This window comes from Paenibacillus sp. AD87 (assembly GCF_001659845.1).
Classification (GTDB): Bacteria; Bacillota; Bacilli; order Paenibacillales; family Paenibacillaceae; genus Paenibacillus; species Paenibacillus marchantiae.
Map to the genome: position 1 here is coordinate 400,325 of NZ_LXQN01000022.1, position 14,924 is coordinate 415,248.

Below are 14,924 nucleotides of genomic sequence, written 5' to 3' on the forward strand. Positions count from 1 at the left end.
TTACACGATAACGGAGAGGACAGAAAAAAGCTGGAGAAGCGAAGCGCTCGCCTTTATCACCGGATTTCTCCCATTTAGAAAAGGAGTTAAAGAAATCTGGGGATAACAGCGATCGGAAGGTTGTTCTGTCATCGTAGTTATACAGTGTAAATTCATTCAAGGAGTGAACGGATTATGCAATTGCAGAAAATTTTCAATACCGAAGCGCCTAACCAGTCTACCCGTATCATTGAAGGGGAATGCTCAGGCATTCTGAACTGGAACGATATTCGTATGCCTCATATGTACAAACTGTACAAAGTACTACTGCTCAACCACTGGATCGCGGATGAAATTCCAATGTCCAAGGATGCTTCCCAATTTGCCCAATTGGATCCGGAAGAACAGCGTACATTCAAAGTCAACATCTCCCTGCTCGCTGTATTGGACTCCATGCAAACGATGTTTGTAGGTGACGTGAAACGTTATTTCACCGATTCCTCGCTGGAAGCGATCTCAGCAATCATTGGACAACAGGAAGTTGTACACAACCAATCGTACTCTTACGTTCTGTCCTCCATCGTGTCCGATCGGGAGCAAAAGGAAATCTTTGAATACTGGAAACATGATCCGGTGCTGCTTGACCGTAACCGGTTCATCGCCGACATCTACCAAACCTTCCGGGATAACCCGTCTCCACAGACGTTCTTCCAGGCCATGGTAGCCGATCTGGTACTTGAAGGTATCTTCTTCTATAGTACATTTGCCTTCTTCTACAACCTGGCCCGTGACCAGAAGATGATGGCAACCAGCCAAATGATCTCTTATATTCAGCGCGACGAGAACCAACACTGCTACTTCTTCGCTGAAGTGTACAAACAGCTGCTGGTAGACTTCCCTGAACTGAACACACCAGAGAACATGGACTATGTATACAAAACGATCAACCGTGCCGTTGAACTCGAAACCAACTGGGCACACTACACACTCAGCAACGTACGCGGGATTGACCTGAATGAGTTGGAAGACTACATCAAGTACATCGCCAACAAACGTTTGCGCCTGATGGGTATGGAAAAAGCATACGAAGGCGTGGATGTAAACTGCATGCCTTGGATCAAACCTTTCTCCGACGAAGCACTGAATGCTACGAAAACAGACTTCTTTGAAGCCAAATCCCGTAACTACGGCAAAGTCGGCGACGATAACGGATTTGACGATCTGTAAGTTGATTGATACAGTGAGCGTAATTTAATGAACGCAATCTAATAAAAATGCACAACACTCCCCTTGTTGAAATGTCTTGATGGCTTTCTGCTTGTGGGAGTGTTTTTTATATGCGACTGGATAGGATACTGTACCCATCCATCCTGCGAGCTTGTAAGATATAATGGAATTAGGTTCACATTCCCCTATTGAAATGAGGCATAGTGATGGAAAGAGAACTGCTGGAACAACTAAACAAATGGCATGAACAGGACCAGTTTGGTCTCATTATTGAACGTATTCAACAAATCCCCGAATCGGAGCGGGATTATGAGTTAATTGGACAACTTTCCAGAGCGTATAACAATGAAGGTCGTTACCGTGAGGCTGTCCAACAGTTACTATTCATCCATGGGCAGGGAGCAAGCGACCCACTCTGGCAGTACCGGTTGGGTTACGCTTATTATCATATGGCAATGTACGAGCAGGCACTCAAAGCTTTTGAGATGGCAAACGAGCTCTTGCCCCATGACGAATCGACTATCGAATTTCTCGAATGGACAAGGCCCAAAGCTGAAAAAATGCAACAGGATCGACAACGACATCAAGAGATATTGTTGGAATTGGAGCACAGTGGCAGGCTGAACAACCTCAGAGCCGCTTCCGGGTCCTACGATCCGGCTTCATTCTGGGAACAGAGTGAATATGCGTTGGAAAGTTATGTATCTTCACCTTTTGACGAAGAGTTGATCCAAACCATTGAACAGGAGCTAGGCTACAAATTACCTGCCTCCTATATCCAGTTAATGAACACACAGAACGGTGGAATCCCTGCACACACTGTTTTCCCAACCAAAGAAGCTACTTCATGGGCTGAAGACCATATCGCCATTACGGGGATTATGGGCATTGCACGGGACAAGTCCAATACACTGGGCGGAGAATTTGGAAGCCGTTTCATGATTGAAGATTGGGGATACCCTGATCTTGGTGTTGTGATCTGTGATTGTCCGTCTGCCGGACACGATGTAGTGATGCTGGATTATCGATTCTGTGGCCCTGAAGGCGAACCTGCTGTGGTTCATGTGGATCAGGAAGACGATTATGAGATTACATATCTGGCGCCTAATTTTGAAACTTTTATTCGCGGATTGGTTGATGCCGATACGTTTGATCTGTCTGACGAAGAGGATGAAGACTGAGATCGCAGGAGGGGCTTATGACAACCCGTATTTATTTTGGCTCCAATAAACTTGGTGAGATTGAGCAAGCATCCTTGCAAAAGGCGCTTCATGATTGCAATCTGGGAGCGCTTATAGATTATAAGCGAACCGATGAGGGTGTGATGGGTCAGACACTTTTTATTCGCTCTTCAGAGGGAGAATATATTCTGAAAGGCAACCCGTTATATGCAGGACAACTTCAGGAAGAGCAGTTCTTTGTAGAGCAGCTGAGAACCCACACCAACATTCCTGTACCTGATCCATATTTATTACATGAAGATACCGACATATTGGGCTGGAGCTATGCCATCATGCCCCGATTACCTGGAATGCACCTGCATGATCCGTCATTACAGGCTTCACTTTCACAGGAGGATCAGGAGAAGATCGCTACGATGCTTGCCCACTCCTTAGCAGAACTACACCGTTGGAAGGTCCCTGATGCGGGAGAGTATGATCCTGTAGCAAAGCAGATCGTTCCCTTTGCGGGCAAATATCTGGACTGGCTGTATGGGACAATCCATCACTGGCTGCAGGATGCTGCAAAGTACTCCGTGATAACAGACGAAGATACACAGTGGGTGGACGAGCAATTAAAAAACGCTGAATCTGCATTTCACTCCATGCCTGTTCCCGGATTTGTGATGGGTGATTTTAAGGTCGAGAACTTTGTGATTCAGAGGAATGATGATAGCCTCACTTCGGACTGGGAGATTAGTGGTCTGTTTGATTTTACAACAGCCTATTTTGGAGATGGCACAGCTGACCTAACCAAAATGACAGCCATGTATGTACGCAAAGGCCAACCCGAACTTGCCAAACGATTCCTACACGGTTACCGGGAGGTTGTCTGCGCAGCAGATACGGAGCGATACCAGCACTTTGCCACCCGTCTTCGGGTGCATCTGCTCTATCAGCGCATTTTGTTATGGGGTGAATGCAAAGCAACAGGCCGAGTAACCTGGGCAGCGGATATGCCTTTTGCACATTGGGCGGAGCAGTACATGGATTCGGTAATTGCTTTACTGGATTAACACAACAAAAAAACCGCCAGAAAGATGAGACACACTCACTTCTGGCGGTTTTCTCAAACCATGACTATATTTAAATCGGTAATATGCACATATGAATTACGGTTGTGCAACCGGCACTTCCTGATGTTTCTGCAAAAACTCCAGCATCCGCCGATACACGAGAATCTCATTCGTTTTTCTGGAAAAGCCGTGGCCTTCATCATCCAGAACGATGTATTCCACGTCTACCCCTTTCCCCTGCAACGCGGCCACGATCTGATCCGATTCCGCCTTCACGACCCTTGGATCATTGGCCCCTTGAATGACCAGCATCGGGTTGACCATCTGGTCCAGATACGTAATCGGTGAATCCTTCGTTAAGCGTTCGCGGTCACGGACCGGATCACCCAGCCAGTTGTCCATCATCGGTTTCCAGTCTTCCGGCACAGATTCCAGGAATGTGAACAGGTTACTTGGCCCAAAAATATCAACCGCAGCGCGGAATAATTCCGGGTGACGCCCTGCCAGCAGCAAGGTCATATACCCGCCGTAACTACCCCCTACCACGAACAGGCGATCCGGTGATGAGATACCCTCGTCAAACAGCCAGTTTATACCGGCAACACAGTCTAACCTTGGGCCCTCGCCCCAATCTCTCTCGACCATTTTGCCAAACTCGGCGCCATATCCAGTGCTTCCCCGGAAGTTCGGAGCAAAAATATGATAACCCTGAGCCAGCATCATTTGGAACATCGGACGGAAGAATTTCGCTTCCGATGCTTGTGGCCCGCCATGAGGCCAAAATACCGTGTAACCATTAGCCTGTTCCGGCTTCGCCTTGAAAAAAAGCGCTTCGATCTCCAGTCCGTCGTAGGAGTTATATCGAATAACATCCGGGTAGACGAGATCGCTCGGATCAAGCCCAGTTACCCGATTGGCAGTCAACGGTTCCCAGGACTCACTGCCTGTCATCAACCGATAGATATTATGCGGCTGGACAGCTCCACGCCCCGAAATATACACATTGCCAGCCTTGGTAACCGTCACATGTTCTACGGTATCCAGTGGCATGTCCACACGCCTAGGCAGCTCGGAACCTTTGTCCAGCGCGTACATCCGATTCTCGGTACCTGTAAACGTCCAGAAGTATAACGTCTCTGAATCCTTATGCCAGCGGATGAGTTCCACGTCTTCTCCCTCCACTTTGCATAGCGGACGAAATTCATGAGTGTCCAATCGGTATTCAGCCACATAGGCGTACGGTTCGTTATCATTTGTAATCATCAGAAGCCGATTATGGTCTGCAAATAGGACATACTGGACCTGACTCTGCCGCTCGGAGACCGGAATAATAGATTCTGACTCACCGTTCCGGTACACGTATGCTGTCTGGTAGGTATTGGAGTATAAATTCAAGATCACATAGGCCTGTTCATCCGAACTAACAGCAACCAGATTGCAAGTGACCTCTTCCCCCTGATGCAGAAGCTCATCCTCTCCCGTTTCCAGGTTCATCCGGCGTGTATTGAGATAGTTCGGGTTATCCTTACTTGTCATATAATAAAGACGCTGCCCATCGTCGGACAGATGGGAGAAATAACAACGATCATTGGGCTCTGCCCGAACAACAGGAAATGGGACTCCGCCTTCCGGTTTAAGTGCATACAGATGATAATTCTCATCTCCGTCCCGATCAAACGCCGTGAGAATATGACGTCCTTCTGGGTCTGGTTTGATAAACTGGCTGCTCTGATTCAAATACGTCAAAGGATACGGGTAGCCACCCGGCAGATCCATCGCCCAGATATTGGGCTGGCCGTTCAGATTGCTGTCAAAAAACAAACGTTTCTCGTCGGCAGATACGGCAAAATGGGAAATCCGATACGTCTGGAAATACTGTTCTACATCCGGTTTGGGAAACTGAATCATGACAATCCTCCTTGAGTATGAACGAAGTATCAAACAGTGGTAAATTAAGGGTATATTTGTCCATATTATATGTACATCCATTGTTTGCACAATAGATATGTCATATTTTTTTCCATTTCAGCTCATTCGATTACGTATAAAAGGTCATATGGGGTTTATCCTCACGGTAATAGTCAAGTCTCTGCTTCATATTTCCGGTATGTAGCTCGAACAGATGACCATCGGGATCGGTAAAATAAATGGATAATGCATCCTTCGGATCGCGTGGTCTTCCGGGAAGAATGTGAGCCCCGGCTGCTCGCAGCTGCTGCACAGACTCGTCGAATTCCTCTTCTTTTACGGTAAATGCAATATGTGTATACGTTCGTTCCGTGTAGTTGCGAATGACGTCTTCCTGATTCAAAGCGATCCATAGTCCGGCAAGTTCGAAATACGCCAGCTTCCGGCCTTTTACCTGAATACGGGCACCGAGAGCCTGCTCATAAAAGGTAATGGACCGTTCCAGATTGGATACGGAAAAACACAGATGATTAATTCCCTGAATATTCATTTGGCTCCTGACACCTCCACATTTTAATGAACTGTTGCAATAGCCACATCCTTATTATGGTATATTTTGCCCCAAAAACAAATGCCCTTCTTCCTCCTGTCGCACCTTCTTCTGGGCGAATGCATAGTTTAGGCGTATGAACAAACGTGCGAGGAGGATGTAAACCGAATGAATCCTGTCTATCCTTTTTACGGTGAGAAGACGGTGTGCAAGCCACAAAAGTTGGCTTTCCCACCCCAGCATCAGGATCAGCAGCCAGGTCTGGAAACCCTGATGGTGCCTGAACCGATCAGCGAAGATCCTGCTTATATTGGCAGCTGCAAGCTAGAAGGCAAGGTTGCGATTATTACCGGTGGTGACAGTGGAATCGGCAGAGCGGCAGCTATTGCTTTTGCCAAGGAAGGTGCAGATATCACCATCGCTTATCTATATGAACGGACCGACGCCGAAAGGACACGTGAACGCATTGAAGAGCTGGGACAACGGTGTCTGTTGATCGAGATTGATCTGCGGTTGAAGAAAAACTGCGAGGCCGTCATCCGTACGACCATGGAAACCTTCGGAAAGATCGACGTCCTGGTCAACAATCATGGCGTGCAGTACGTACAGCCAAGCATTGTCGATATTACGGAAGAACAGCTGTACCATACGTTCCAGACGAATGTGTTTGCCTACTTTTTTCTGATTCAGGCGGCTCTCCCACATCTGTGCAAAGGAGCATCCATCATCAATACGGCTTCCATTACGGCCTACAAAGGTGAAGTGCAACTGATCGATTACTCTTCCAGCAAAGGGGCTGTGGTCTCTCTGACACGGGTACTCGCCAAATCGCTCGCATCCGAAGGAATCCGGGTGAATTGCGTGGCTCCGGGACCCATTTGGACGCCACTCATTCCATCCAGCTTCTCCGCTGAAGACGTGCAGGTATTTGGAACCGAGACGCCGATGGGCCGGGCAGGCCAACCTTATGAACTTGCGGCTGCATACGTCTATCTCGCTTCCCGCGACTCTTCCTATGTCACCGGGGAGTGCATTCATGTCAATGGCGGCGACATGGTAACGACCTAGTCATCTGGAGAATACCTCAAATTCTTTGAAAAAAATATAATGGCACTGATATGAATACAACTGTATCATCTCCATTCACGGGCCATGTCAGGTTGGATTTCGCGTTGGCAGCAGGAGATCAGGTTACCTGTTCCGAAGAGGGTTAGGAGTAATTGATCCGGCGAGCCGGAACCTGACATCTTGCGACAAGGAGCTGAACAACCTGATGAACTACGATCCACTCTACCAACCGTATCCGTCTTACCGTGTGCCCGTTTATGCCAAACAAGGCATGGTCGCCACTTCACAGCCTTTGGCTGCACAAGCCGGTCTGGACGTGTTAAAAAAGGGCGGCAACGCCATCGATGCCGCTATCGCCACTGCTGCTGCGCTCACTGTGCTGGAGCCATCGTCCAATGGCATTGGGGGCGATGCCTTTGCCCTCGTCTGGACCAAGGGCAAACTGCATGGCCTGAATGCCAGCGGGCCTGCGCCTCAGAGTATATCGATTGAGGCGCTCAAGGCGTCAGGCCATTCGGAGATGCCGAAGCTGGGGGTCATCCCGGTGACGGTGCCTGGCGCACCGGCGGGTTGGGCTGAGCTGAGCCGCCGATTCGGGCGGGTCACGCTGGCGGAAGCGCTGGAACCGGCTGTCCGCTACGCGGAAGAAGGTTACCCGCTTGCGCCGGGGCTGGCTCGCCATTGGGCAAGGGCAGCCGACATCTATGCGCGCCAAGGCGATGCGGAAGCCGGCCGTGCGTGGTTTGAGACGTTTGCCCCAGGCGGGCGTGTTCCAGCCGTGGGCGAGATGTGGCGCTCGCCGGATCATGCGGCAACACTGCGCCGGATTGGCGAGAGCGGTGCGCGAGACTTCTATGAAGGCGAACTCGCGGAGCGTATTCATTCTTTTATGGCAGAACACGGAGGTTACCTGACCAAAGAAGATCTGGCTGCATTCCAACCTGAGTGGGTTGATCCGATCTCGGTCTCCTATCGCGGATATGACGTATGGGAGATCCCGCCAAATGGTCAGGGGCTGATTGCTCTGGCAGCACTCAATCTGTTAAAGGGATTTGATTTTGAAGAAAAGGAATCCGTTCTGGCATACCACAGGCAGTTGGAAGCCATGAAGCTTGCGTTTGCCGATGGGGAAAAATACATTACCGAGGAACGCAAGATGGGCGTATCGGTGCAGGAATTATTATCCGAAGCGTATGCAGACGAACGGCGCAAGCTCATTGGTGATGTGGCACTTCCGCCTGAAGCGGGCGACCCAAGGGCAAGTGGAACGGTGTATCTTGCAACGGCAGATGGTGAGGGCAACATGGTTTCCTTCATTCAGAGCAATTATATGGGCTTCGGCTCCGGGCTGGTTGTGCCAGGCACAGGCATTGCCCTGCAAAACCGGGGGCATAATTTCTCGCTTGATCCCGATCACGCCAACGCATTGGAGCCAGGCAAACGGACATTTCATACAATCATTCCGGGCTTCCTCACACGTGGTGATGAAGCAGTCGGACCATTCGGGGTCATGGGCGGTTTCATGCAGCCCCAGGGTCATGTGCAGATCGTTATGAATACGGTGGACTTCCACCTCAATCCACAGGCTGCGCTCGATTCTCCGCGCTGGCAGTGGACCAAAGGCAAAACGATTCTGGTTGAGCCTGGATTCCCTCAACATATTGCACAGGCACTTGCTCGCAAAGGGCATGATATACAGGTCGCCCTCGATCCGTCGATGTTTGGACGCGGCCAGATCATCTGGCGCAACCCGGACAACGGCGTATTGTGCGGCGGCACGGAAAGCCGAACAGATGGCTCGGTAGCAGCGTGGTAATACGTTGCAAGTGCAGCTGAATGAGAGCGGGAACGTAACGCTCAGGAATATTGCATATGCTGCGGGAACCGGGAAAACCGTTCATATATATGAATTTTTTGATTCATGATATGTAGTCATTCATCATTCGTTTGGTTTCAAGGAAAGGGCAAAGAAGAGATCTAATCGGTCTCTTCTTTACCCTTTTTTTGTCTTTCTTTTTCCCGTTGACCAGCAAGACGTAGTACAGGTTCAGTATAGAATTCATGCCTCTTCAGATGTAAATTCTATGTATAATTTATGGGTTTAATTGGAATTTTATTGAGTTTTCGTAAATTTTCATCCTTACCCATTATAGAGACTCTGCTCTCGTCCGATATACATATAGAGGAATTGCTCACCTCACACGTCATCTCCATCTTATAGAAAAGAGGGCATACGCACATGAAAACACAATGGAAAATCAAATTCGGGTTCACCATGATGATGGTTCTGGTTGTTCTGGTGCTGGGAGCATGTTCGGCAACCGATAAGGCGTCCCCCGCAGATCAGCGAACCAAAGTCGGAATCGTTCTTACGGATGTCGGCTTGGGTGATCATTCTTTCAGTGACGCATCTTTTGAGGGATTGGTACAGGCAAGAAACGAGAACAGTATTGTTTTTGATTACAAGGAACCTGGAAAGGATTTGACATCCGAGGCAGCTTTTGAGCAATTTGCGAAGGATAAAGTTGATCTGATTATTGGTCTAAGCGACACGATAAAAACCGATCTGGAGAAGGTTGCTCAGAAGTATCCCGATCAGCACTTTCTCATCATTGACGGGCATTCCGATCTCCCCAATGTGACCTCCATGTCCTTCAAAGCAGAAGAAGGCAGCTATCTTGCAGGTATCATTGCTGGCTTTGCAACAACCGAAGACCATGTAGGCTTCTTGGGTGGAATGGATATTCCGGTGCTTCACGATTTCCAGCAAGGTTTTGAGCAAGGTGTAAAGGCGGCTAATCCGGATGCCACAGTCCATGTCGTGTACGCCGGGGATTTCGGCAATCCTGATCTTGGAGGAAAACTCGCGGCGCAGATGATTCAGGAACAGCGTGTTGATGTCATTTACGTTGCTGCCGGACTTACCGGCATAGGCTCACTTTCAGAGATTCAGAGATTAGGTAAATACGCCATTGGCGTGGACCAGGATCAGTTCTTTTTAGCAGAAAAAGCAGTACTCACTTCCATGCTCAAAAATGTAGATGTCTCTCTTCATAACGCCATTAATACGTTCATTCAGAACCAGCATTCATTTCCCGAAAAAGAAATGTTCTATGGTCTGGCAGAAAACGGCGTAGGTTTAACCGCCCTACATAACATCACACTCACGGACGAACAACAGCAAACGTTCGAAGATTTGAAAGCACAGATCGCTTCCGGCAAAACCAAAATTACCCTAGATCAATAAACCAATTGCTAATATGGAGGCACGCTTATGAAATTGCAGGGAAAGCTGATAATGAATGCCGTAGTATCGTTACTGTTATGCCTTTTGCTTGTAGCCTATATCATTATTCAATTGCTGAGCATGAATGCCAAAAATCAAAATCTGGTGCCTGCCATGCTGAAGGTCACGGAGTTGAACGCTAACCAGATACAGACCGAGCAGGCGCTCGATGTGTACTCGTTCTCCATGACAGCTGGCAATCAGGATAATGTTGCACGCTTGCTGAATGAAGGTAAAACCATGGTAAAGCAGCTCACAGAAGGTTTGCTGGAAACGGATGAACAGCTTCGCCTGATACAATCGATCCAAACCAAATTAACAGCTCTGGACACGGGCGCCACCGAAGCCATCACAGCCATGAACAGTTCGGACGCCAAACGTTTCAGCTCACGGGTCAAAGGCATACAAAATGATATCTATATGCTGGATGAGGTGACCCGGGATCGATATGACCAATACACAGTAGATCTTGAACAAGACATTCAGCGGACCTGGCAGATTGCCCTCGCCGGAGCCATCATCCTGCTTGTCGCTGTGCTGGTGTTCAACATGTACACTTCACGAAAATTGGCGAGACGCATACGCAGCTTGAAGGAAGCAGCAGGACAAATTGCGAACGGTGATCTGACGCAGCAGCTTCCGGAGACACGAGGCAAAGATGAATTGGATGACTTAAACCGCTCCTTCCGCCTTATGACGGGGAATATTCGCAGTATCATTCAATCCATCGGTGCGGCAGGAAACCGTGTTGATGGGATGGCGCAGGACATTGACCGCGGCAATGATACCGTGCAGGCCATTGTGCAGCAAGTATCCAGAACAACCGAAGAGCTATCGATTGGCAGTCAGAAAATTGCTGAGGATCTAAGTGACACGGTTATGGTCGTGGACAAGATGCAGCATATGTTTGAAAGCAATCTTCAGGCGACTTCACAATCGGCCATCTATGGTAACGAAGTTTTGACTTCCGTGCAGGAGGGACACATTGCCGTACAGGAACAGCTTCGACTGGCTGAAGTAAACCGGATTGCCATGTCCGAGGTAGAAAAGACTGTCCAGGAATTGGAGGAGAGTGCCTCCCGGATCGCAACCATGACTGCTTATGTATCAAGCATCGCTACGCAGACAACCCTTCTGTCTCTGAACGCCTCCATCGAAGCGGCACGTGCAGGTGAAGCCGGACGCGGCTTTGCTGTCGTCGCGGGGGAAGTGAAGAAACTGGCCGAGCAATCCGAGCAATCGGTACAGCATATCTTTGGGGCTGTCGGCGAAATCACAACGGCTATGGGCAAAGTGAAAAACTCTGTGACACAGAGCATTCAGCTCTTTGCTGAACAGGAGCAGGCCACCGGAAAAACCGGCGAATCCTTCTCCGGAATTCGTCACAGTGTAGAGCGAATCAGCACAAGTATTAACCAGCTTACGGAAGACATGCAGCAGTCCAGTGAACTTAGCGCACAGGTTCAGCAGGCGATTGAAAATATCAGTGCCATTACGGAACAATCGGCTGCAAGCAGTGAGGAAATTACAGCTTCTACGGCCGAGCAACAACGTTCGTTCGCCGAAGCAAGCACTAAGGTGAAAACCCTGCGGGATATCAGTGCAGAGATGCATCAGGAGCTTTTACGGTTCCGGTTGTAGTTGAACCATGATAAAAGAATGAAGAGAAGCGTCTGTACCGAAGGTTGAAAGGAACTTCCTTTCTCGGGTCGAAGCGCTAATCCATTCTAACGAATCGACCACACCTTAATTAGAGAATTTGGGTCGAATGCACAGATTAACGAACTTCAGTCACGTTATTCTCGTTATAATGGTACAAACTTGGGCCAGAACCTGCCGATCAGTGAAATCACGTCGCTGGGATTCTAGCGCAGATTAATGGAAAATGCAGCTCATAGCGTGTGTTTGATTCGTTAAAAGTTAATACCACTAAAAAGGGATGTCCTCGTCATGTTTATGACTATGGACATCCCTTTCTTAATGTTATGAGTGGTTTATATCTTCGTCCTTTGTGCAAAGGCATGCAGCACACCTATCACCCGAGCTCAAAGCGGTGTAAATGCAGCTTATGAAGTAACGAATGTACGTACCAAGAGTCGGCACCAATCATGCCCCTGTTTTATAGTGCATCAACGATATCCCCGGCGAGCAGGGATGCCGGATCACCGCGCAGCAGCGCAGCTCTCTCCCCTGCCTGGCCGTGTAGAAACACGCCAAAGGTGGCAGCCTGCTCCGCGCTGAGCCCTTGGGCGAGCAGACCGGCGATAATGCCGGTCAACACGTCTCCTGCACCGCCGGTTGCCATGCCAGCGTGCCCCGTGGTGTTGATATACGCCTCGCCGGATGGCGTTGCGATGACCGTTCGTGCTCCCTTGAGCACCAGGGTCACGCCCTGCTCGCGGGCGTACCGTACAGCGTGTCCAATTCGGTCACGCTGTACTTCGGGGGTCGACATGCCCAGCAGTCGGCCCATCTCCCCAGGGTGCGGCGTCAGGATAGTCGCTGCACTTCGTTTGCCCCAGTCGCGAGGCCCTGTTGGGCCAGCGTCTGCCAGCATGTTGAGGGCGTCCGCGTCGATGACGAGCGGGCGATCCGAATGTTGCCACAGACGGCGCAGCCAGTCTGTGTCGCCCTTGAAGCGGCCAAGGCCCGGGCCGGTCGCGAGCACGTCGCGGCTTTCCGCGAGACGCAGCACGGCGTCCGCGGAAACCGCGTTCCACTCGCCGCTGTCGCCATCTGCGGCGGCAGCGAGCATGAGCTCGGGCACGGTGCCGATGACATGCGGCAGCAGTGCCGCGGGCAGCGCCCATGTGGCGAGCCCGCAGCCAGCGCGCAGCGCGGCTTTGGCCGAGAGCAGGCCTGCGCCGCTCATCGGCAGACTGCCTGCGGCCAGCAGCACGTGGCCGTAAGTGCCCTTGTGGCCGTCCGGTGCCCGGAGACGGCCCGTGTCCACGCGCAGCGCACTGCGCAGCACCTCTTCCGTCAGCAGACGGACCAAGGGGCCATGCTCCGGCGCAAGCCGCGTGGGAATGCCGATGGAGCGCACCACAATGCGCCCCGCGGTAGATGCACCCGGGTACTGCACCAGCCCGCGCTTAAGCAGCGCGAGACATACGGTCACCCGGGCCTGAATGCAGGGCTCATATACCTCCCCGGTGTCAGCATTCAGCCCACTTGGCACATCGGCGGACACGACCGGCTTGCCGCTGTCGTTCGCCGCGTATGATCCGCGCGGCGCCCCACGCGAGCCGGTGCCCAGCAGCGCATCCACGATGCCCGTGCACCGGCCGAAGTCCACGGCTTCGCGCCCGTGGACTAGAGCAGGGATGCCGAGCTGCGCGGCGGCATCCCGCTGCACTGCGGCTTCGCCCCGCAACGCATCAGGCGCATCGGCGTAAACCAAAGTCACGCCGAGCCCCGCTTCAACCAAATGGCGCGCCGCAACCAGCCCGTCGCCGCCATTATTACCCTTCCCGATCAGCATGTACCACTGCTGATCGCCGGGTTGCTCCATCACGAGCGCCGGATCGGCGATGATGTCGCCACCATGAACAGGCCGATCCCCGGGCCCGGTGTGCGCCCGCTTCCCGTTTTTGTCCAAGCGGCCCTGCTGCTCCGAACTGAGGCCAACGTCCTCTCTCCCGCACAGCCGGATAACTTCCTCGGCGATGGCTCTGCCTGCGTTCTCCATCAGACTGGCAGCAGGAATGCCAAGCTTGTGAATCGTATGCTCATCCACGGCTCTCATCTGTTCAGCGGTTACGATAAACAACGTTCATCCCTCCCCGGTGAAATTCACGGAAATTTACATCTTCGAATAGGTTAATGTCGCGATATCTCTTTCTTTTTCCAAGTTGCTTCGCTTCATTCTAATATTCGCATCTGTTTTCCCGTCCTTTACTTCTGCAACCCTTAGTACCCCACCGTAAACCGGGATTGAATAAATTGCGGATCATCCAGCTCATCCACCAATGCAGCTGCAAAATCACCAACGGAAATCGAACTCTCACCAAGATCATCTGTGATTACACGATTCATACCAACCCGGAACAGGCCTGTCCGTCTTCCTGTTGTGATCGTAGCCGCAGGACTCATGTAGGTCCAGTTGATATCCGATCCCTCAATCAGGTTATACGCATCAACATGAGCCTTCGCCAGTGGTTTGACTTCCTCAGGGAATCCTGGTGTGTCCATCAGCATTTCTCCAGAATCCGTAAGCAAGCTTCCTGCTCCACCAACGACAACCAAACGTCCTGCTTTTCCACGGCGAACACCCTCAATTAATGAACGTGTAACTTCCAACATCTCTTCCTCCGCACCAAACTTCGGTCCATAGGCACTCACAACAGCTTCTTGTCCTGCTGTAAAATCGGCAACCTGGTCCGGGTTAAGCAAATCCCCCTGTACTACACGCAAACGCTCATGCTCCATCTCAACCTTCGAAGGATCACGAACAATTGCAGTTACCTCATGACCACGGTCCATGAACTCCCACAGTATCGTCTTTCCAATCGCTCCGGTTGCTCCAAAAATGGCAACTTTCATATCAAATCCCTCTTTTCAGTAGATATCATCTTGTCAACTTACCGTTATTTTAATACTTAATCCCATTGTTATATACCTTAAACGGCTCACGCCATCTTAAACCGTCTGTGCCCACTTGTAAACCT

11 protein-coding genes are annotated in these 14,924 nt (G+C 50.6%); 7 read left to right on the plus strand and 4 right to left on the minus strand.

Annotated features, from left to right (window positions below; genetic code table 11):
• Positions 1–174 precede the first annotated feature (174 nt).
• From gpAD87_RS29970 to gpAD87_RS29980, 3 genes are all read left to right on the plus strand, one after another.
• A complete protein-coding gene (locus gpAD87_RS29970) occupies positions 175–1,206 on the plus strand; it encodes a ribonucleotide-diphosphate reductase subunit beta (protein WP_024632189.1) in 1,032 nt (343 codons plus the stop codon).
• A 206-nt stretch (positions 1,207–1,412) separates the two neighbouring features.
• A complete protein-coding gene (locus gpAD87_RS29975; protein ID WP_064642569.1) occupies positions 1,413–2,387 on the plus strand; it encodes an SMI1/KNR4 family protein in 975 nt (324 codons plus the stop codon).
• Between the two features lie 17 nt (positions 2,388–2,404).
• Entirely contained in the window at positions 2,405–3,442 is a 1,038-nt protein-coding gene (locus tag gpAD87_RS29980) for a phosphotransferase family protein (protein WP_064642571.1), read from the plus strand.
• Positions 3,443–3,538: 96 nt separating this feature from the next.
• Here gpAD87_RS29980 and gpAD87_RS29985 read toward each other — a convergent pair whose 3' ends face one another.
• Positions 3,539–5,350: a S9 family peptidase gene (locus gpAD87_RS29985; protein ID WP_064642573.1), complete on the minus strand. Its 1,812-nt coding sequence runs from the start codon at positions 5,348–5,350 to the stop codon at positions 3,539–3,541.
• Positions 5,351–5,480: 130 nt separating this feature from the next.
• Positions 5,481–5,900, minus strand: coding sequence for a metallothiol transferase FosB (fosB, locus tag gpAD87_RS29990; protein ID WP_064642575.1), 420 nt, complete (start codon positions 5,898–5,900; stop codon positions 5,481–5,483).
• A gap of 168 nt (positions 5,901–6,068) precedes the next feature.
• Here fosB and gpAD87_RS29995 point away from each other — a divergent pair, with 168 nt between their 5' ends.
• From gpAD87_RS29995 to gpAD87_RS30010, 4 genes are all read left to right on the plus strand, one after another.
• A complete protein-coding gene (locus gpAD87_RS29995; RefSeq protein WP_063568255.1) occupies positions 6,069–6,968 on the plus strand; it encodes a glucose 1-dehydrogenase in 900 nt (299 codons plus the stop codon).
• 205 nt (positions 6,969–7,173) lie between these two features.
• A complete protein-coding gene (locus tag gpAD87_RS30000; protein WP_064642577.1) occupies positions 7,174–8,784 on the plus strand; it encodes a gamma-glutamyltransferase family protein in 1,611 nt (536 codons plus the stop codon).
• Between the two features lie 423 nt (positions 8,785–9,207).
• The gene (locus tag gpAD87_RS30005) at positions 9,208–10,215 is read left to right on the plus strand and encodes a BMP family lipoprotein (protein WP_231952952.1); all 1,008 of its coding nucleotides are present in this window, start codon (positions 9,208–9,210) and stop codon (positions 10,213–10,215) included.
• A gap of 27 nt (positions 10,216–10,242) precedes the next feature.
• A complete protein-coding gene (locus gpAD87_RS30010; RefSeq protein WP_063568252.1) occupies positions 10,243–11,895 on the plus strand; it encodes a methyl-accepting chemotaxis protein in 1,653 nt (550 codons plus the stop codon).
• A 478-nt stretch (positions 11,896–12,373) separates the two neighbouring features.
• On the opposite strand, the gene gpAD87_RS30015 is transcribed toward gpAD87_RS30010, so the two are convergent.
• Both gpAD87_RS30015 and gpAD87_RS30020 read right to left on the minus strand, forming a co-directional pair.
• The gene (locus gpAD87_RS30015; RefSeq protein WP_064642579.1) at positions 12,374–14,026 is read right to left on the minus strand and encodes a bifunctional ADP-dependent NAD(P)H-hydrate dehydratase/NAD(P)H-hydrate epimerase; all 1,653 of its coding nucleotides are present in this window, start codon (positions 14,024–14,026) and stop codon (positions 12,374–12,376) included.
• Positions 14,027–14,166: 140 nt separating this feature from the next.
• The gene (locus tag gpAD87_RS30020; RefSeq protein ID WP_064642581.1) at positions 14,167–14,799 is read right to left on the minus strand and encodes an NAD(P)-dependent oxidoreductase; all 633 of its coding nucleotides are present in this window, start codon (positions 14,797–14,799) and stop codon (positions 14,167–14,169) included.
• Between the last annotated feature and the right edge of the window lie 125 nt (positions 14,800–14,924).

Bases quoted from the DNA above. Each gene is read 5' to 3' on its own strand.
- gpAD87_RS30020 (WP_064642581.1), bottom strand. From the start codon at position 14,799: ATGAAAGTTGCCATTTTTGGAGCAACCGGAGCGATTGGAAAGACGATA.
- gpAD87_RS30000 (WP_064642577.1), top strand. From the start codon at position 7,174: ATGAACTACGATCCACTCTACCAACCGTATCCGTCTTACCGTGTGCCC.
- gpAD87_RS29975 (WP_064642569.1), top strand. From the start codon at position 1,413: ATGGAAAGAGAACTGCTGGAACAACTAAACAAATGGCATGAACAGGAC.
- gpAD87_RS30010 (WP_063568252.1), top strand. From the start codon at position 10,243: ATGAAATTGCAGGGAAAGCTGATAATGAATGCCGTAGTATCGTTACTG.
- gpAD87_RS29970 (WP_024632189.1), top strand. From the start codon at position 175: ATGCAATTGCAGAAAATTTTCAATACCGAAGCGCCTAACCAGTCTACC.
- gpAD87_RS30005 (WP_231952952.1), top strand. From the start codon at position 9,208: ATGAAAACACAATGGAAAATCAAATTCGGGTTCACCATGATGATGGTT.
- gpAD87_RS29995 (WP_063568255.1), top strand. From the start codon at position 6,069: ATGAATCCTGTCTATCCTTTTTACGGTGAGAAGACGGTGTGCAAGCCA.
- gpAD87_RS29980 (WP_064642571.1), top strand. From the start codon at position 2,405: ATGACAACCCGTATTTATTTTGGCTCCAATAAACTTGGTGAGATTGAG.
- gpAD87_RS29985 (WP_064642573.1), bottom strand. From the start codon at position 5,350: ATGATTCAGTTTCCCAAACCGGATGTAGAACAGTATTTCCAGACGTAT.
- fosB (WP_064642575.1), bottom strand. From the start codon at position 5,900: ATGAATATTCAGGGAATTAATCATCTGTGTTTTTCCGTATCCAATCTG.